Source organism: Acinetobacter sp. ABJ_C5_2 (genome assembly GCF_044538485.1).
Classification (GTDB): domain Bacteria; phylum Pseudomonadota; class Gammaproteobacteria; order Pseudomonadales; family Moraxellaceae; genus Acinetobacter; species Acinetobacter nosocomialis_A.
In genome coordinates, this window is record NZ_JBIUCS010000019.1 from 1 (window position 1) to 18,554 (window position 18,554).

Here is an 18,554-nt window from a genome sequence, read left to right on the forward strand (position 1 = left end):
GTATGTAATTCTATAAATTATAAAGTTTTACATAACCTATAAGAAAAAAAACATAAACAAATCTAGAAATATTCTTCAATTACAGCCTAACTTCAAGTTTTTACTACAAAACCACATGCTTATTTTTTGGAAAATCTTTTGTATTTTATTATTAAGTTTAGGGGCTTTCGGAATTGGTATAGGTATTAGTCATTTAGATTTTTTCATATTTTTTATTGGATTACTTTTTCTACTATGCTTTTTTCTAGCTTTAAAACAGGCACGAGAAGATGCAGGGATTTTTCCCGACGAATAAAAAATCTTTTAATTTAATAGATACATCAGGAAAAACAGAGTTAAACAAAATTTAAAATTAAACTCTAAATGGTTCAAAACAATTTAAAAGAAAATCCATCACTACTCTTACCACAGGACTACTCCTTAGATCTTCGTGTATGACCAACCAGATTTCAGCGCTCATCGGGTCATTATCTGGTAATTTTACCAAATTGCCTTGTTGACCTAAAAAGTCAGGTAGTACGGCTAAACCTACTCCCCCACATGTAGCTCTCCATTGCAACTCAGGATGATTAGTAACCATGAGCGGGTCTTTATTATTCAATTTCTCTTTTAATTTCTGTTGTTTCTGTCCATGTACACCACCGACCTCCACACTAATCCACTCATAATTTTCTTGGTTCGTTGAAGCCAAATAACTTGGGGTAGCATATATTCCAAAAGGGATTTCTCCGACTTTACGAGCTACTAAATATTCATCTTTAGGTCGTCCAAACCTTACAGCAATATCAGCCTCTCTATGCTGCAAAGATACATAATGAATATCCCCAAGTACACGCAGTTTTAATTGAGGATAATGATGATAAAACTTTCCGAGATGAGGCATGATTAAATGAGCAGCCGTTAACGGAGGCATACTAATAGAAACAGTCCCCGTAACTTCCTGCTGTCCAGCCAGAGCAAGCCGCTCAATAGAAAACGTCTCTTCCATCATACGTGCCACTACTTGGGCAAGCCGCTCGCCTTCCGATGTTAAAACGTAAGTCCGAGGTCTTCGATCAACTAATTTTAATTTTAAATTCTGTTCTAACTGAGCGATTCTTCTTGCAACAGTGGCATGGTCAACTCCTAACTTTCTTGCCGCAGCTGAAAGTGATTTTTCTTCAGAAAAAACTGAAAAGTAATGTAAATTTTCCCAATCTATCATTGTGCAAATTTTCACATCAGAGATGAATTAATATGGAATTGTACACCTTTAAGTGATTACTCAGAATAGAGACATTCTTTTTCGGAGCCCTATCATGAATAAAACGATGGTTTATGCCTACACAGGTGTTGTAATAACGATGCTTTTTTGGGGCTCAGCATTTAATGCGATGTCTTATATTATCCAATCGATGCCTCCTCTTTCAGCAGCAGCTGAACGTTTTACGCTTGCAAGTCTTGGCCTATTTATTGTTTTTGCGGCCATGGGAAAATTGCGTTGGACCGTTTTACGGCAGAATTTATTTATCTATCTTCTTATTGGAATTATAGGTATTGCTGGTTTTAATATAGGCTGTTTCTATGGCTTACAAACCACATCAGCAGTCAACGGTGCTTTAATCATGGCAACTACGCCATTGATTACTCTACTATTAGCAATTTTGCTCGATGGAGAAAAATTAACACTTCCTAAATCTATTGGTGTTGTATTTGGCTTAAGTGGTGTGCTTTTCGTTATTAGCCATGGGCATATTTCAACGCTACTTCATTTAAAAATAGCAATCGGTGACTTATTCATCTTACTCGGTGGTATCAGCTTTTGTTTAGCCAATGTGTTATCACGCCGTTATGTAAAAAATGCTACGCCGTTAGAAACTACCACTTTCTCTATGTTGTTCGGTGCTTTGACTTTAATCATATTAAGTCTAATTTTCGAACATCCATTTAAAGCAGTTGTTATGGCACCTATTAGTGCACACTTGGCAATGGGTTACGTCATTATCTGCTCTACCATGATTGCTTATTTATTTTGGTTTAATGGCATTCAAAAACTAGGCGCAGGTCGAGCATCAATCTTTTTTAATTTTGTTCCAGTTTTTAGTATGTTGGTGGCACTGTTGGCTGGTCAAGCTCTTAATATCTGGCAACTTATAGGGACTGTTTTAGTCATGCTAGGCGTGCTAAGTAGTGGAGGATTTATTCAAATCAAGCGTCCAACGCTTATGGCTAAGCCTTGTACGAAATAGTAATCACACAAATTCATCTTAATTATTGCGTTGTAACAAAGAATGTATGTTTCTTTAAAACTTAACAATTGGTTGCCATATATAGTTTTAAAAACACAACAAGGAGAAATTAAGATGAATTTGGATTTTACAACAATCGAAAAACAGGCCAGATTGCTAAAAGAAGAGCAAGAGAAACTAGAACAGCAAGATCATGATTTTCAGTTAGCTTTAGATAAGCACAGAGAATCATTAAAAGACTTATTTAAAGAATTATTTCATGATCGAGAAATTAAAACAGAAAAAGGAGGTCAGTTTTGTGTCGTATTTGGTGATTTTAAAATCTCTTTACTGATTGAAACTGCCAAATTTGAAAATGGTGTACCCGTTAAATTAAACTCTGTGAACCCAATTATCGTTAAATTTAAGAAAGATAAACCCGTTGCAAAAGCCCAATTTTCTGATGCAACGCAATATCTCGATAGCGCTTTTGAAACGCCCCACTATCAATACTATTATAAGCACGATGATAAAACTCAATTAGTTCAATTTTCGGAACTACCTGTATTTTTTCAGGCCATTCTTGATGCAGAAGTCTGATGATCTGCCCTCATTAGAGGGCTTTTTTATAAGCTTAATTTATAGGTTAAACCTTTTCATATTTATAAAATCAGTCACAACACCAGTTGAATTTTCACAGCACATCTAAATTTATGAGCCCACAAATTTTATAGCAATGATTTAAATAAACCCATTGCTTCTTTTTTAAATAACTTGTATATACATGTTTGTATTTGTTTGTACAAAATGGATTCTAATAAAAGAAAAGCTCTTAAAGGATAAGGAGAGTGTTATGGACTCATCAACTGGAACATCGAAAAGTGGGTTTGTTGAAAACCGAAGTATTGACTTTATTCCTGAAAATGAAAGGCATGGCAGTATATTCGCCCAATTTACGCTTTGGTTTGGTGCCAATTTACAGATTACAGCTATTGTCACGGGTGCATTAGCCGTCGTATTAGGTGGCGATGTATTTTGGTCAATCATTGGCCTATTTATCGGACAATGCTTTGGTGCTGCTGTCATGGCTTTGCATGCAGCTCAGGGACCAAAACTTGGCCTCCCCCAAATGATTTCCAGTCGGGTTCAATTTGGAGTGTATGGTGCATGTATTCCCATTATTCTGGTTTGCCTAATGTATATTGGCTTTACCGCAACTGGTGAAGTATTGGCTGGTAAAGCAATTGCGCACCTTGCACAAGTCAGTAATACGACAGGTATTTTAATTTATGCTTGTTTTATTATTGTATTTGCAACTATTGGCTATCGCTTAATTCACTGGGTAGGAAAAGTCGCAAGTGTTATCGGTTTAATTGCTTTTATTATTATCCTTACTCAAATTTTGGCTCTTTCGAATATTTCAGAATTGCTTGCTGTACGCCATTTTAGCTGGTCATCATTTTTATTAGCAGTTTCTCTTTCTGCTTCTTGGCAAATTTCGTTTGGGCCTTATGTTGCCGATTACTCTCGTTATTTACCTACAAAAACCTCTTCAAATCGGGTGTTTTGGGCGGTTGGACTCGGGTCTTTAGTCGGTTCACAAATTTCTATGACACTTGGTGTATTGATTGCTCAAATATCGAATGGTGGTTTTGTCGGTAATGAGGTTCAGTATGTTGTAGGCATGAACCCAATCGCTCTAGTAATTACTTTCTTATATTTTAGTATTGCATTTGGAAAGGTCACTTTATCGACACTCAATGCTTATGGCAGTTTTATGTGTATAGCGACCATTTGGAACAGCTTTAAACCAACTGGACAAATTTCAAAACTGACCCGACTTATCATTGTTCTTGCAATGGTTCTGATCTCGACATTTATTGCTGTTGTAGGTGAACATACCTTCTTAAGTGCATTCAAAGCTTTTATTTTATTTCTTCTGACATTTTTCATTCCTTGGAGTGCAATTAATTTAGTTGATTATTATTTTATTTCTAAAGAAGAATGTGATGTAGACGTACTATATGACCCAAATGGTAAATATGGCCGTTGGAACACCATTGGTATTGCTTGCTATTTTATTGGCATACTACTTCAACTGCCCTTTATCGATAGTAAATTTTACAAAGGACAAATTGCCGAGATGTTAGGTGGAGTTGATTTATCTTGGTTAGTTGGATTGTTATCGACTGCACTTTTGTATTATGTGCTAGCAAAAAGGGCTCAAATAAAGGTTTCAAAAAATCTTAAGCTTGAACAAATCAAATAATTTTAGATGAGATATCAAAGTTAAAAGAACAATACTTTGATATCTCTTTTAAAGTTTTCCTCTACTATTGAACAGTCTCTACCTGTGCAGAAGCAGGTAATCCAAATAATTTATCGAACGTCCAGTTAAATATAAATGTATAAATTGGAATGATGATAATAAAGGCAACATCTAACCAGAATGCGGCAACGAGAGAAATATTCATCCACCACGCAATCAGCGGAATTAAAAACATCACCAAAGTGATCTGAAAACCGATCGCATGCGCGATTCTACGTTTAACCGTACGTGTCTTATTTTCTTGGCGGGCTTCCCATTTTTCGTAAAGAATGTTGTAAATAAAGTTCCATGTTACCGCAATGGTCGTAATCATGACTGAGAGCGGACCAGTATGCTCTACACTATCACCCGCGAGAAGAGCTAAACCAACTGATGAAATCACCATTCCAATAATTTCATATGAGGACACATAAACAATACGACGCTTTAAACCTTGCATAACCAATCATCTTTTCTTACTTCTTTTTATTTTAGTTTCAGTTAAAATCACACATAAAGTTAACAGCTTTCAGTTCTACTGATATCAAAATGAATTTTAATAGCGAAAATATAGAGCTTTTCTTAACTGTATTAGATACCGGATCTTTCTCGGCAGCGGCACGTAAGTTAAATCGAGTACCATCAGCAGTGAGCATGGCTGTTGCCAATATCGAGGCAGAACTTGGTTACCCCCTGTTTGAACGTACTCACCGTAAAGTTATTCCTACTTCGGCAGCTTTAGCATTAGAACCTCAAGCAAGAATTATTGCTGAGCAACTTAGGCTATTAGGCACCCATGCATATGAACTTTCATTAGGGCTTGAAAGTAAACTAAAAATTGGTGTTGTTTCAGATGCGAATACCGATTTACTTTTTAACGCCATAAAAAAACTGGCTGACAAATTTCCCTTACTTAACATAGAGATTATTACAGCTCCACAAGACGATATTCTAAATTTGCTCTATACAGAAAATATTAGTCTTTGCCTTGCAGGTTCAGATCTCAATATAAAAATGCGTGAAAGTTTGCAATTGGTGATGAATGAAACTCTAGTCGCCACAATTTCTGCTCATCATCCACTTTTAAAACAAAAAAATAAGTTAATCTCTATCGAAGAATTAATTAATGTTCGGCAAATTGTGGTTGCAAGTAGTGAATTAAATATGCAGGACTCACGTTCCATCGTTGGGGCCATGTATTGGAAAACCAATAGTTTACAAACTGCCATTCATATGGTTGAGGCTGGTTTGGGATGGGGAAATTTTCCTTTATCTTTAATAAAAGAAAAAATTGAGCAAGGACATTTAGTTCAACTAGATTTTAAAAATACAAAAAATCATTTACCTCTATCTATCTATCTCATCTGGCTCCAAGATAAACCCTTATCAAAAGCAGCAAGAGAGCTTGTACAAATTATTCAAGCAAACTTATCTAATGCTGCTCATTAAAAAACCGCCATATAGGCGGTTTTTCAGTGCTTATTTAGATTTATCAGCTTCGGCTTTATCATTCTTATGCTTATAACAATAGCCAAACATTGCACCTGCGCTGAAGAAAAACATTGCTTTTAACATGATGACACTCCTATGCCTCGTTTAGTGAAAATTAAACTTAGCATTTAGGTATGTTTCACTTTGACTACTATTTAAATCAGTTTTGTTCATAATGAAAATTTACGTGTCAATTTTTTTCAATTTATTAAAAACCCCCCCCTAAAAAACTATTTATTTGATTTTATTAGATTAATTTTTTAAGAGATTTAGACTTTAGTTATCATTTAAAAACAAAGCAAAAAGCCTATTCATAGCGAATAGGCTTCTTACTGTATTTCAGGACTAAGCAATAATAATAATTATCAAAAATACTCCACTACTGTATAAATTCCAAGTGTTTTAGTCAAGTATAAAATTCATCAATTACAAATAGTTGTAGGAAGTGTGAAAGAATAATCATTCTGTGTTTTACTGACAAAACTTACTATAAACTTACACTAATTCTAAAGGAGAAAGTCTTCTCATTTTTTAGTTTAGAAAGTCCAAAATTTTTATAGATGGGTAGTGATAGGTTTAATAAATTCATCTCTATATGCGCCAAGAACAACTTGTTCTACCCTATTCATTCTATTGCGCATATCGTGAGCCACATTGATAGATTCTGGCATTTTCTCTTTCTCATCTGCCTTTCTAATAAATAGGGGTTTATCACTTAAGTGATCTACAACAAAATTAAATGTTCTACGTAAATCTTGAAAAGTAAAAGAGATATTACACTGCTCTTCTATTTTTTTTCGAAATTTTGAAATATTAACAATATGACCAGTTTTAGACTTCGCAGATGGGAACACCCATTCTTCCCTAATTTTCATTTTACGTTTTTTCATTAAATGCCAAAGGAAATCACCCATATAAAGTTTATAGCGCTCATTATTATAAGTATTTATAAAAGAGAGGCTTCCTTCGTCCAAGTCTAGATCTGCCCAACGTAAACATTCACACTCATTTCTAAAAAGCCCTGTTAAAACAAGTGTTAATAAAAAGTCCTTATTTGTTTCATTTTCTTGGCCCCGACCTTGATATTCAATAATTGCATGGACCCATTTTGTTAAATTTTCTCTATCAATATAATTATTTCGAGGTGGAACTGCTTGCCAAAGTTGTTTCGAATTTAAAAAAGTAACTGGGTTCATCATAGGTATGACTGTTTCTTTATTTTTATCTTGATAATATTTAACCGAAAAACAATAAACAGCTCTCAATACCCGCATAGATAGATTCGCTTTTGCATAACTACTTTTAGATAATTGGATATATTTATCTTCAATCATCTGTTCAGTAATATGAATTAGTTTAAGCTCCCCCCAGTCTATTAAGTATTTTTCTATGACTTCTTTATAGTCAACTAATGTCCTTTCTTTTAGGTTATGGTGATTTATATAAGTCTGGAAAGCTTCATTTAAGTCGGGCTGATAATTTTTCTTATCTAAATTATTTTTTAATATTTTATTATTTTTGATAGTTGAAAAATTAGTATCTGATAAATCTTTTAACATCTGCTCGGCAAGTATACGTGCTTCTTCGAGAGAAATCTTTTCGTAGTCTCCTAATTTACAACGTATTGATCTGCCTTTTACTTTCTTCTCTACAATATAGGTTTTATAGGAATTATTTACACGAATAGCAAAGCCAATAATCTCATTGTCGCGATAAATTGCTGGAATGAGTTTAAGTTGATCGATAAATGGCTTAGTTAGCTTTACTCGTGAAGTGCTCATAAGCTAGAATCCCTATCGCTTGTGATAATTAACAATATAGCAAAATATTTTTCAGGTCTACTGCGCCTACTTTTGAAAAATACTTGTGTTTAATAAAAAAATTGATTAGTATTGCAGGCACTGAAAAGCCTTGAGATTAAAAGCTTTTCTTACTTATAGGGCCTATAGCTCAGTTGGTTAGAGCAGCGGACTCATAATCCGTTGGTCCACAGTTCAAGTCTGTGTGGGCCCACCATATAAAACAACCACTTAGGTGTATTAATCCTAAGTGGTTTTTTAATACCTAATCTCATGTAAGCACTATGTAAACATCTTCACTGTTTTTATTTTTCATGTGAAAAGTAGAGAATTTTGACTTTTCCCCTTAAGTCTACTTTCCGACCAAATGCAACCCCTACCACGACACAACTTGACTCATCCCTGTTTATCCACAGTTTTTTAAATTTGAATTTAAATTAACTCAGCTCTACCATTTATTTTGAATTTGTAACGTTTTCAAGATAACCATGAGAGAGCGTATTTTTGCATTAGTCGATGTGAATAACTGCTATGTCAGTTGCGAAAGAGTTTTTCGTCCTGAACTAAACAACCGCCCCGTCATTGTGCTCAGCAATAACGACGGCTGTGCAGTCGCTCGCTCTCAAGAGGCTAAAGATCTTGGAATTAAAATGGGGGTTCCCCTCTTCCAGATCAGAGATATTGTCGAGAGACATAATGTCATAGTGCTTTCTAGCAACTATACAGTCTACGCCGAAATGAGCCGTAGATTTATGAATATCTTGCGAACATACGTGACTGAGAGTGAACAAGAGGTTTACTCTATTGATGAATGTTTTCTAGACCTTACAGCCTATTTAAATAATTATGATCTAACGGCTTACTGTCAACACATGAAGGCCAGAATATGGCAATGGATTGGTCTACCCGTTTGTATTGGAATTGGCAGATCAAAGACAGAGGCAAAGATTGCAAACCACATTGCCAAGAAGAATAAAGCATTTTATGGTGTGTGTAATTTAGTTGCCATGGATCCTTGTAATAAAGAGTCCTATCTATCCTCTATAGATGTCAGTGAGGTTTGGGGAGTTGGAAGGCAGCATACTAAAAAGTTAAATAGTATGGACATTCAAACTGTATTAGATCTGGCTTGCACCGAACCTAGGGAAATGCAAAAACACTTCTCTATTGTGATGGCCCGTACAGTTTATGAATTGCAAGGCATATCATGCATTGAGATTGAGCATTCACCACCAAGCAAAAAACAGATCATTTCATCTAAATCGTTTGGCCAACGAGTGACTAATCTATTTGATCTGCAAGAAGCTGTTTCTTTATATATGCAAAATGCTGTCACCAGGTTAAGAAATGATAGACTTCTGTGCGGTTGCATTATTGTTTTTGCTCAGTCGAATCCATTCGATAGAAATAAACCTTTCTTTAATCGGTCGCTTTCAATGCCAATGAGTGTGCCGACTGATAATATTTTGAAGATGGTTCAAGTTGCTACATTCTTGATAAGACATCTATATGCGCGGGGAATTGAATATAAAAAATGCGGGGTAATTTTGACAGGCCTAGAGCCTAAAGATACCTTCACCTACGATCTATTAACAGATTGGGATAAGGTCGAAAAGGAAGAGCGTTTAATGACTACCATCGAACAAGTAGTTGAAAAGTTTGGAAAACATAAAATTGCGGTTGGAAGTTGTAGATTGCCTAACCGGGGATGGTCTATGACCAGAGATAAACTAACGCAGAATTATTTTAGCTGGGAAGGCTTACCAAAAATTAATAAGTAAGCCTATAGAGCCTTAACACATATCCCAACATTAACAGAAGTATTAATAGTGTGAGCTGTGCAACCTGAGAAAGGAGGCACAGCATTAAACTAATTGTCTTGAGATGCATAGATGAGATTCTGAGCAACACGATTTGTCCACCCTTTTCCATAAGTAGCCCATGTGCTTAACGATGTATAAAACTTCAAGCGTTCCGCATTGAATTTAAGAAGCACATCGTTCACATCCATTGCTTTTACAGCTGCAATAGTTTTAGGCCCTATAATCCCATCATCAGGAACACCTGCTACTTGTTGAAGCTCTTTCACGGCTCTACTTTTTCCAGCATTAACTGCAAAATCCCAAAGCTGAAATACAATAGCTGGATGAAGTGAATCTGCTCCAAGCTTATCCCACCAGTCATTTTTGTAGATCTGCTTAGCTTGATCAATGGTTAGATTCTGGATATCTAGATTAGGATAAGTATTTGCAGCGATTCCATACTTTGTGCCTTTTAATACACCCTTCCCAACAATGCCACCTGTCCAGTTCCCTGGATCACGCTTATCATTCGAGTATCCTGCTTCATGACCTACTAGCCGATCAAATGCATTATCGAACGTCATCATTTGCAATACCCTCTTTATGCTGTTTGTCACTAGAACCAAAATAGAAAGCTACTACCGTCCCGGACCATCCAAGGATCGCACCAAGTGCCACATTAATTAAATCTCTGTTCTTTTCTGGCATCTCAATAAAGAAAAGTCCAATTACACAAAAGAAAGAGATGGCTATAGCTGCAAATGCTAAGTAAGTTCGTGTATTTTCTCCATTCATGGAACACCTCTAAAAGCAATTTTTGACTCAATTACAGCAACCTTCTGGTTGGTATCAGAAAGTCTTTGATGCATAGCTTGATTAGTCGATACTATCCATGTGCAGAAAGTAATCATGCTAGTTAGTGCTACACCTCCAAAAACCTTTAATAGCGCAATAGCACCATTAGATCTTTGTGCACCAGCTTCGAGACGTTCAATTTTCTTAGCATTGTCATCACTAAGGGATTTATGTTGTTCATTAATGACAGTTAATTTTAAAACTGTTTCAGAAAGCGTTTTTACTTCTTGCTGTACTGAATCAAGTTTTTTCTCAATTCGTACTCCATATGTCTCTTGTTCAGACATGCCATTCCCCTAATTTTTAGGCAATAAAAAAACCCTAACTTATTAAAAGCTAAGGCTTGTTATGGTTTTTTGAGTGATTATTAAGATTTATTTAGTCACATCGCAGATAGGATAAAGGTTATTAACTCATCATATCGAATAGCATAGTGGCAACTTACTTCACTCTCAGGCTCTGTTTTAATCTCATCTTTGCACAATAAGCCATACTCAAAAGCATCTAAACCAAACTTAGTAAATGTTGCTTCAACCTCTTGCGCGATTACACCAAAATGCCATCTAGCTAATTCATCTTTATCTTCAACAGCTTGTCTCATCTTATACTTTTTAATTAAAGTCTTTAATTCTCTTGCAACTTGTTTTTCAGTTTCAGACAAGTCTGTAATTAAAGTTTTTTGGTTAGCATCTGATGTGACAATAGGTGAGTTAACTAAATAAATGTTCTGAAAACTATAGCCAGGTCCACCAAGAGAATAGTTGACGGTTGGAATCATTGCTGAATCTTTAAAGCAAAACTTATCCGACCCTGAATGCGAAAAGTACAGATCAGTTCCACCCGTATTTAAATTCATTCTAAACTCTAACGCCCCACGCTCAGTGTAAGACATTGCGGAAATTTTGAATGCACCCCCTACTTGGTTGCTAATCTCCCCTTGTAACTCCATAGTAGAAGCAGAAGACCTTAAACGCATAACGTTGTTAACATAATCAAAAGTCCGCGCATCTGGCGCAAAATACTTGCGGACAATAGATGATGCAGATTCTGCAGTTGCATTGAAATCACCTGTTGCATAAAGAGTTGTACGTTCTAATGCTCTAGCTGCGGCAATATTAGTTACATCGGACACAATAAATGTCTCTACCCCACGACCACCAACCTCGGCACCATTTAAATTAACACCTTGGATTAACAGTAGCTTAGTTGATGATATAGAGAAATTATAAGGTGTTACTGTGATAGCATATGGATCATGAGCAACCCCAATACCATAGTCGTATGAGCCTCCATTAATCCCAATTATTGCGTGTAAGCTTTGATTAGCCGAACCATAAGTCAGGATAAGTAAACCGCCTTTTGCATTGCCTGTCATCGTGCAATTATTAAAGTGCATGTTGGTACTTATGACATCAACTACATATTCTTCGGCATCCCATCCATTTCCATAAACCGCACCTGCCATCTGATCCCCACGTAGACCACTATTGAGCGGTGCATTTGGGTCTATATCTAATCCATTACCATTACAAATTACGTTTTCGAGTATCATCCCATTGACAGAATTACTAGACCCACCATGTCGACGGTTCCCATTAAACTGACTGTTGCTGATTCTCACGTTTTTAATTGAGTTATTGATCGCTGATTGGTTGCCGTGTGGGAATAGAATTATTCCATCTGCTGCACAGTTCTTCCCAGAACAGTTAATCATCGTCAGACCATTAATAGGACGAATGAAACGAAAACCAGATCGTCCACCATCTTCTTGTGTTGTTGAGCTTTTGATTGCAGTGTGTAACTCACGTTTCCCATCGATGTGAATATTTTCTAAATAGACGTTTTCTATCCAACGTGGATCGTCATTGTAAGACGTACATTCGAGAACAGAAATTAAGTCTGTATCAAATTTATTACATACTAAATTTGCATTTTTAAATGTAAAATTACTATCAAGTTCTACAGAATGGCATCCATAAATACCATTTTCGCCATCTAGTAAAGCCTTACTAGCAATAGCATATTTAATAGAACTTGTTAATGCACTACTATCATCATGGCTAGCAGGGTCTGTAACAGCACTGTCTGATACTAATCCGTATGCTCCAAACATATATGGATTTACAGTGTTATTTTCTAGTTCCCGCACCCATCCATTAATACAACCGCCACCATCATTTTCAGATGAACGAGATGAATCATAAATGAATAATCCACCACCTTTACCAAGCCCATTGTAATAAGATTTCACATACGCGGACCTACCTTGCCATCTTTCTAATAAAAGCAAGGCAGATATTGATTCAACATTTGTGGTTAGGTTGCGTAACTTTTCATTAAAATTGCTTTGAGTAAAAGCCAGATCAGCATTTAGATCCGTATAAATCAAACTTCTTTTTTTGTTTCTAACAGTGATAGAGCACTGATCACCAGAAACATATAGTTTCCCTGCTCGGCCATAATAAGATAAGTATCCATTACGTGTTCGTATAGGCTGAGCAGCTGGAATACTTAAATCTTCATCCCAGAACACAGGAATCGGATAAACTTCAGGGTTTTTACCAGCTTCACCTATATAGATGTAGCCAGCGTCTAAAGGATGCCCATCGATATCAGAGAACAATGGGTATGGGGTTTGAATTTTGCTACTCATCAATCTACTCCGATTCTTGAGTTCTTTTTTTCAATCTGGAAAAGAAAAACCCCGCATTTAGCGGGGTTCAGTTATATGTTTGAATTAGGAATTTGGACTGGATGGATTAAGAGCTTTCATAACTCGTGCTCTGACCTTGTTGTCTTTAATGTGTTTAGTGGCTAGTCGCAATGCTGTAGCAACAGGTGCAGGGAATCCAGATAGGCCAGACATAGCAATATCCATGGCTGCAGCTAGTGTTGCAGCAGTATTGCTATGATTGATTGCTGCAGATGTTGGTGTAGTAAATAACGTTTTAGATATTTCGTTAATTGCCCGAAGCTTTTCTGCACCTTGTGGACCAAAGACATAATCAAGTTTCCCTGCGTCATCTAAACGTTTAATCGCTTTATTCAAGGCAGCTGCACTTACCATTTGATTGCCCTGCCCATCCGGTGCAACGCCAGCTGTAGCAGCATTCTTGATTTCTTGAAGCGTTTGACCTTGGATATCCCGCCATGCTTGCTTCCCTTCTTCACCTGAGGTTAAGAGAGTACGCTTCGCTACGCGCAAGTCGTCAAGTGAACCATCATGAATAATACGTTTCTGAATATCTTCTAACGCAACACGACGATCATCTGTCCCAGTTTTATTGGTAGTTAAATCTTTAATAATGGTGCGATTTTCCCAATGGTCGGCCATGCGCTTTCTTTCATTGCGCGCAGCTTTATAAAGGTTGCCTACTACTGGTTCAACATGTTGATCAATCATGTCTTTAAGAATTGCTGACTGACGAATGTTTGGAGCTTCCTGATTGGTATTGGCGTTAATTTCTTGCCGCCATTTCTCCATTTGCTTGATGGTTGGCTTATTTGGGATTAGTTCCCCATTTTCTCCACGGCTTGCGATTCCTAGAGATTCAGCAGTACGTTTAGCACTTGTTAAAATTGGTGTGGTTGGTAAATCAGGTTGTGAATTCAGATAATCAATCACTGACATTGGATCATTTTCACCAACCTTAACAGGCTGTGTTAGATCTACCGGGTAATTTGCTTCATCTGACTTATCAGCTTTTGCATAAGCTACCCGCACCTTATTCTTATCCGCCTGCAATTGCTTTTGAAGTGCCTTATCTACAGATAAACCAGCTTCGCGCATATTGGTTGCCTGAGCACCAGTCATATCAATAAACGCATCCAAGTTATGTTGCATCACTTGATGCTGTTCTTCTTGACGTTGGCGTAATGGAGCACCTAAATCTGCATCTTTAGCCGTTTCAACTTCAAACTTGAGTTGAGCAGGATCACGTGTCATTTGCCCTTCAGTGAGTTGAACTGGATAAGGTAAATCTTGAGATAATGCTTGTCGTATTGTCGCTTGATCTACTTGTGCTGCACCGATGTTTGCAGGTGCTGGGCCTTCTGCTTCTGGTGTTCTTAAGCCAACCATCTCTCCCATACGTTGTACGCCTGAACGAGTAGCATTGGCAACAGCCTGAACTGGTCTAGCTGCCATTTGCCCTGCACGCTCAGCTACAGGAGCAACTGCTTGCCCTGCTCTAATAGCTTGACCTTGTGCAATTGGAGCAACACCACGAGCAGCTTGTCCTGCTAATGCTAACTCACTTAAAGCTGGTGTTAACGCTACTAAAGGTTCAGATATTTCACCCAAAGCTTGAGTATATTCCTGACCTGTTTGCGTACGTGGTGCATATGTTAAGTCTGCCGCACCTTCTGCTGCATTTTGTGAAATACGCTGAGCTGCTTCAGGTGTGCCGAAGTTACCAGCTAGAATTTCACGGCCTGCTTGGCTAACAGTTCCACCAATCATTCCAAGCGTACCGCCTGTTGCACCTGTAGCAGCAGATAATGCAGTTTCACCTAAACCAAGTGCTTTATCGGCGAAAGATGGCTCAGGAGATTGTGGAGCTGCTTGCGGTTGATCATAAGTAATCACCCCATTTGCATCGAAGTCTGGTAGCCCCTGTGGTTGATTGGCAGCAGTCTTAATTTGTCCGTTTTGTTGAGCTTTTTGATAGGCTTCCACAATTTTTTGAGAGCGTGCTGCTTGATCTATAGGTTGAGCTTTAGCTTCCTGATCCTTCTGTTTTTGCTTGTATGCAGCTACAATTTTTGAAGCTTGTGATTGATAATCTTCACGTGCAGGATTGCTAATTCCAAGATCTTTCCATGAGCGTTTAGGCTGTGCATATGGTGAAGAAGGTAAGGAGGCCCAAGTTACACCAGACTTTTGAACTGCTGTCTTAAAGTCTCCTTTAAGCACTGATGGCAATGCTCCATTTTGTGCAAGCAATGCTACTGCTGCTATATCTTGGTTTTTTGGTGAGAAATCTTTTAAACCAAGCTGGTTTGCTACCCCATCCCACGTATCTTTTAAGAACTGATAGCGACCTGCGGCAGTTGTGTTCTTTACTTGTCCATCAGTCTGCTTAAATTGCTTTTTGATATTTGGATGGCTTGATAAATCATCTAAACGTTCATTGCCAAATAAGGTGTTATAGCCATATTTAACCCCTTCAGCATTGGCAATCAAATCAAGCATCTTTTGCACATTAGGTGCCTTTAATAACTTCTCGTAGTTATCTCTTGTTGCCATAGCTTTTCCTCGGGCAATAAAAAACCCGCTTCCGCGGGCTAGTTATATGATTAAATTTGTGGGGTTTTGTTGGGTAATGGACTAATACACCTTCACACAACAACTTTATATTTTTCATAATCCCAAGGCTTTAAATCTTGGAACTTTTTATTTTCATTGGATAAGTTGTTTACGTAGCCAAAGCAAGAACCTTGAACTGTAAATATCTCTCCCGTTTCTAAATTCTCTACTTGGTCACCAATACTGAAAGGACAGCTTAAAGTTCCATATGCATGATTCCAAGCGGCTTGAGGAGATGCTGCTTCATAAGAAACTTCTTTATCTCCATCAAATACTCGCCATTTATTAGCACCAATATTTTTACATACTAAGTTCTTATTTAATTTTAACGCTTCTTCTTTATATGAAAAGTTCATGTTTTTCACCTTACAGTATTGGAGTAATTTTTGCGTTAGGATGCCACCCTACATACAGCCATCTATTTTGCTGTGGCACCCATTCGAATACACGACCACCTTCATCCATCTTATTGAATAAAGGGCCGGCATAATGTGTTGCATCAAGAGGCGTGCCAGTCATTAATTCCAACAATGTAATTCCTGTCAGATTCTTATCTGCAACTTCATTCCAATATCTTTGTGTGTACCACTTCTCCGTTTCCCAACAGTACACATCGTCAAGTAGTTTAGTTTGAATAGCATCTTTTAATTTATTTATGCCACCAAATTTATGTATTTTTTCTGTCTGATACATCTTTGATACCTCTATCAAAAACCTGATTATGGGTGTGGCAACTGTTCAGGTTAAACAGCGTTCGGGGATCAGCCTAGCCACTCAATTATTATACAGTAATTCTTTATTTGTTCTTTAATTCCTCTATTTCACTGTATAAATCTTGAATCTGGTGCTGCTGTTGATTAATACGATCTTCTAGAATTTGAATTGATCTATTGAAATTTTTCTCAGTACGAAGAATCAACCATCCTATAAAAATAAATCCAAAAATAATTGCCCACATAATTTTTCGTTCCTAGATAATTTATGTTTCATAACCACTTAGATTAAGTTATTCCATTATTTCCCTAACAGTTGATCAATAAGTGGATTTATTTTTGATTCATTGCTTATGTACTTTTTGGGATTTAGCAAACCGCCTGCTGGTAAATGATACTCAGCATATCCAATTTTATTGTCATTTTTATACAAGCGCAATTCAGCATGTGTCATGACCATTGTCATATCCCACTTCTGATATGCCACATATCTTAATGTGTATTTGCAGTCATTAGGTTTCTGATCCTTATTGTAAATAAGGGAGGTAATGCCATGATCTTCAAAACGGTTTCTTAGAATATCATCAAAATTTTGAACAATTACCTTTGCATTATGTTCAATACAGACTTTTTTAATATCATTTGCGGTTTTGGTTGGTACTGATGATATTTGTGTTGTAGCACACCCAGTAAGTAAAATAGTAAATAAAAGTATTAGGTGGTTTTTCATTATTCTCTCCTCATGAATGAAAAGAGAATAACATATGAGCAATTTTACAATCCATTCTCATTAACGAACTTCTGAGCTTCTGCGGGAGAAATTCCAAGTGTTTTTGCAGCTTCTGTAACTGCCGGAGAATAGCCCTGTCCTTTAGTTGCATAGAGTTGAGCTTTCCGGTTAGCACTCTTAGCTGCTGATGACATTTGTTGAGCGATTTTGGAAAGGTTTTGCTGAACAGCTTTTGGCCCCTGATTAATATCAAGGGAAGCAATAGATGATCGAATAGCATCACCTTCTTTGTCTGTCAGGGCGCCCAATCCACGCATCTTTTCAACTTGAGCAAGGAAGACTTGAGACTTTAAAGTTTCAATATCTTTTGCAAATGTATTTTCAGTGGTACCAGGTACATTTCTTATTAAGCGATCCCAATATGCCCCACCATTTTCCTTAGCCTGAGTAACAAGTTTCGCTGCAAGATTAGAAGCCTCTGCAGCTTGTTTCGCAGCATTGGCATAGTTTTCAACTTTTTCGAGACGTTCTACTCGTTGGATTGAAGACTCTGCCTTAGACGCTCTTAACTTGGCTGCTTCAATTCGTTCTGTTTTATCAAGGCCATCATAGAACTGCTGTTGATCTTGACTTAACTTGTCGTAGTTGTATTGATTGTCGTATTCAATCTTTCTACCTTGGTTATCTACACCAGCACGACGATCTTCAGCAGCTAGAGGAATGTCATTCGTTTGCGCTTCTGTGTATGCTGTTTTTGCTTTAGACTCAGCAATATCATAAGGCTGCATTTCATTTGCACGCTGTTCACCACCAAGAGTACTATAAATATCTTTAAACTTATCTGGGTTTACAGAAGACATAAGCATGCCAATCGAAGTTCTGGCAGCGTCTGGACTGGTATCAATCATCTTTAGATAGCCACGCAAAACACCAGCATCTTGTTTGTTTCCTGAGTTTTCATATGCAATAGCAGCATCATCAAGAACCTGTTTGGCAATCTCAGGCCGTTGACTGCTTAAAGCTGCATAAGCCTGTGAGGCAAGACTAAAAGTTCTTTGCTGTTTGCCTGCATCCATAGTGTCATATGCACGCTTAAGATTCTCAGCAAGCTGTGGATATTTAGTCATGACCTGTGTATACCCTTCATAAGAGGGGTTTTGAGATAGATTGAATAAATCCTTATTCATTTGCTCTTTGGCTAATTGGTCGCGTTGTGCTTGCGCTACTGCACGTTTACGGTCTTCTACAGCCATTCCTAGCTGTAAGCCGCCTGTAAATCCTTGAAGTGAAGACTGAACAGGATTTACAACATCAAGGGTGTAATCAATTGGCTGTACCATA

The 18,554-nt window shown here is 37.2% G+C and carries 19 protein-coding genes and 1 tRNA gene; 7 read left to right on the forward strand and 13 right to left on the reverse strand.

Annotation, left to right across the window (positions count from 1 at the left end; translation table 11 throughout):
- Positions 1 to 115: 115 nt before the first annotated feature.
- Complete coding sequence (locus ACH8JV_RS13955) at positions 116 to 295, forward strand: hypothetical protein (RefSeq protein ID WP_396521875.1); 180 nt, start codon at positions 116 to 118, stop codon at positions 293 to 295.
- 57 nt (positions 296 to 352) lie between these two features.
- Here the strand turns inward: ACH8JV_RS13955 and ACH8JV_RS13960 are convergent, their stop codons facing one another.
- On the reverse strand, positions 353 to 1,204 hold the full coding sequence (locus ACH8JV_RS13960) for a LysR family transcriptional regulator (RefSeq protein ID WP_396521877.1): 852 nt from the start codon (positions 1,202 to 1,204) through the stop codon (positions 353 to 355).
- Positions 1,205 to 1,298: 94 nt separating this feature from the next.
- Between ACH8JV_RS13960 and ACH8JV_RS13965 the strand changes: the two genes are divergently transcribed.
- From ACH8JV_RS13965 to ACH8JV_RS13975, 3 genes are all read left to right on the forward strand, one after another.
- Positions 1,299 to 2,228 (forward strand): DMT family transporter, encoded by a 930-nt coding sequence (locus ACH8JV_RS13965; RefSeq protein WP_396521879.1) that lies wholly within the window; start codon positions 1,299 to 1,301, stop codon positions 2,226 to 2,228.
- Positions 2,229 to 2,342: 114 nt separating this feature from the next.
- Positions 2,343 to 2,807 (forward strand): hypothetical protein, encoded by a 465-nt coding sequence (locus ACH8JV_RS13970; RefSeq protein ID WP_263613546.1) that lies wholly within the window; start codon positions 2,343 to 2,345, stop codon positions 2,805 to 2,807.
- A gap of 253 nt (positions 2,808 to 3,060) precedes the next feature.
- Entirely contained in the window at positions 3,061 to 4,476 is a 1,416-nt protein-coding gene (locus tag ACH8JV_RS13975; protein ID WP_396521881.1) for a purine-cytosine permease family protein, read from the forward strand.
- Positions 4,477 to 4,540: 64 nt separating this feature from the next.
- Here ACH8JV_RS13975 and ACH8JV_RS13980 read toward each other — a convergent pair whose 3' ends face one another.
- A complete protein-coding gene (locus ACH8JV_RS13980) occupies positions 4,541 to 4,975 on the reverse strand; it encodes a PACE efflux transporter (protein WP_396521883.1) in 435 nt (144 codons plus the stop codon).
- An 89-nt stretch (positions 4,976 to 5,064) separates the two neighbouring features.
- Here ACH8JV_RS13980 and ACH8JV_RS13985 point away from each other — a divergent pair, with 89 nt between their 5' ends.
- A complete protein-coding gene (locus ACH8JV_RS13985; protein ID WP_396521885.1) occupies positions 5,065 to 5,964 on the forward strand; it encodes a LysR family transcriptional regulator in 900 nt (299 codons plus the stop codon).
- Positions 5,965 to 6,560: 596 nt separating this feature from the next.
- Here ACH8JV_RS13985 and ACH8JV_RS13990 read toward each other — a convergent pair.
- Positions 6,561 to 7,787, reverse strand: coding sequence for an integrase arm-type DNA-binding domain-containing protein (locus ACH8JV_RS13990; protein WP_396521887.1), 1,227 nt, complete (start codon positions 7,785 to 7,787; stop codon positions 6,561 to 6,563).
- Positions 7,788 to 7,945: 158 nt separating this feature from the next.
- Here ACH8JV_RS13990 and ACH8JV_RS13995 point away from each other — a divergent pair.
- Positions 7,946 to 8,022, forward strand: a tRNA-Ile gene (locus ACH8JV_RS13995).
- Positions 8,023 to 8,293: 271 nt separating this feature from the next.
- Positions 8,294 to 9,586, forward strand: coding sequence for a DNA polymerase thumb domain-containing protein (locus ACH8JV_RS14000; protein ID WP_396521889.1), 1,293 nt, complete (start codon positions 8,294 to 8,296; stop codon positions 9,584 to 9,586).
- A gap of 89 nt (positions 9,587 to 9,675) precedes the next feature.
- On the opposite strand, the gene ACH8JV_RS14005 is transcribed toward ACH8JV_RS14000, so the two are convergent.
- The 10 genes from ACH8JV_RS14005 to ACH8JV_RS14050 all read right to left on the reverse strand — a co-directional run bounded on the left by ACH8JV_RS14005 (position 9,676) and on the right by ACH8JV_RS14050 (position 18,553).
- Positions 9,676 to 10,191, reverse strand: a complete 516-nt coding sequence (locus ACH8JV_RS14005) for a glycoside hydrolase family 108 protein (RefSeq protein ID WP_396522000.1) — start codon at positions 10,189 to 10,191, stop codon at positions 9,676 to 9,678.
- On the reverse strand, positions 10,178 to 10,402 hold the full coding sequence (locus ACH8JV_RS14010) for a hypothetical protein (protein WP_396521891.1): 225 nt from the start codon (positions 10,400 to 10,402) through the stop codon (positions 10,178 to 10,180). The genes ACH8JV_RS14005 and ACH8JV_RS14010 overlap by 14 nt, the downstream gene beginning before the upstream one ends.
- Entirely contained in the window at positions 10,399 to 10,749 is a 351-nt protein-coding gene (locus ACH8JV_RS14015) for a hypothetical protein (protein ID WP_396521893.1), read from the reverse strand. The genes ACH8JV_RS14010 and ACH8JV_RS14015 overlap by 4 nt, the downstream gene beginning before the upstream one ends.
- 95 nt (positions 10,750 to 10,844) lie before the next feature.
- Complete coding sequence (locus ACH8JV_RS14020) at positions 10,845 to 13,115, reverse strand: tail fiber domain-containing protein (protein WP_396521895.1); 2,271 nt, start codon at positions 13,113 to 13,115, stop codon at positions 10,845 to 10,847.
- A gap of 84 nt (positions 13,116 to 13,199) precedes the next feature.
- Positions 13,200 to 15,710 (reverse strand): hypothetical protein, encoded by a 2,511-nt coding sequence (locus ACH8JV_RS14025; RefSeq protein WP_396521897.1) that lies wholly within the window; start codon positions 15,708 to 15,710, stop codon positions 13,200 to 13,202.
- Between the two features lie 92 nt (positions 15,711 to 15,802).
- A complete protein-coding gene (locus ACH8JV_RS14030; protein ID WP_396521899.1) occupies positions 15,803 to 16,126 on the reverse strand; it encodes a hypothetical protein in 324 nt (107 codons plus the stop codon).
- A 10-nt stretch (positions 16,127 to 16,136) separates the two neighbouring features.
- Positions 16,137 to 16,463, reverse strand: coding sequence for a hypothetical protein (locus ACH8JV_RS14035; protein ID WP_396521901.1), 327 nt, complete (start codon positions 16,461 to 16,463; stop codon positions 16,137 to 16,139).
- Between the two features lie 103 nt (positions 16,464 to 16,566).
- Positions 16,567 to 16,728: a hypothetical protein gene (locus ACH8JV_RS14040; protein WP_396521903.1), complete on the reverse strand. Its 162-nt coding sequence runs from the start codon at positions 16,726 to 16,728 to the stop codon at positions 16,567 to 16,569.
- A gap of 56 nt (positions 16,729 to 16,784) precedes the next feature.
- On the reverse strand, positions 16,785 to 17,213 hold the full coding sequence (locus ACH8JV_RS14045; RefSeq protein WP_396521905.1) for an Sbal_3080 family lipoprotein: 429 nt from the start codon (positions 17,211 to 17,213) through the stop codon (positions 16,785 to 16,787).
- Positions 17,214 to 17,257: 44 nt separating this feature from the next.
- On the reverse strand, positions 17,258 to 18,553 hold the full coding sequence (locus ACH8JV_RS14050) for a hypothetical protein (RefSeq protein WP_396521907.1): 1,296 nt from the start codon (positions 18,551 to 18,553) through the stop codon (positions 17,258 to 17,260).
- Position 18,554 lies beyond the last annotated feature (1 nt).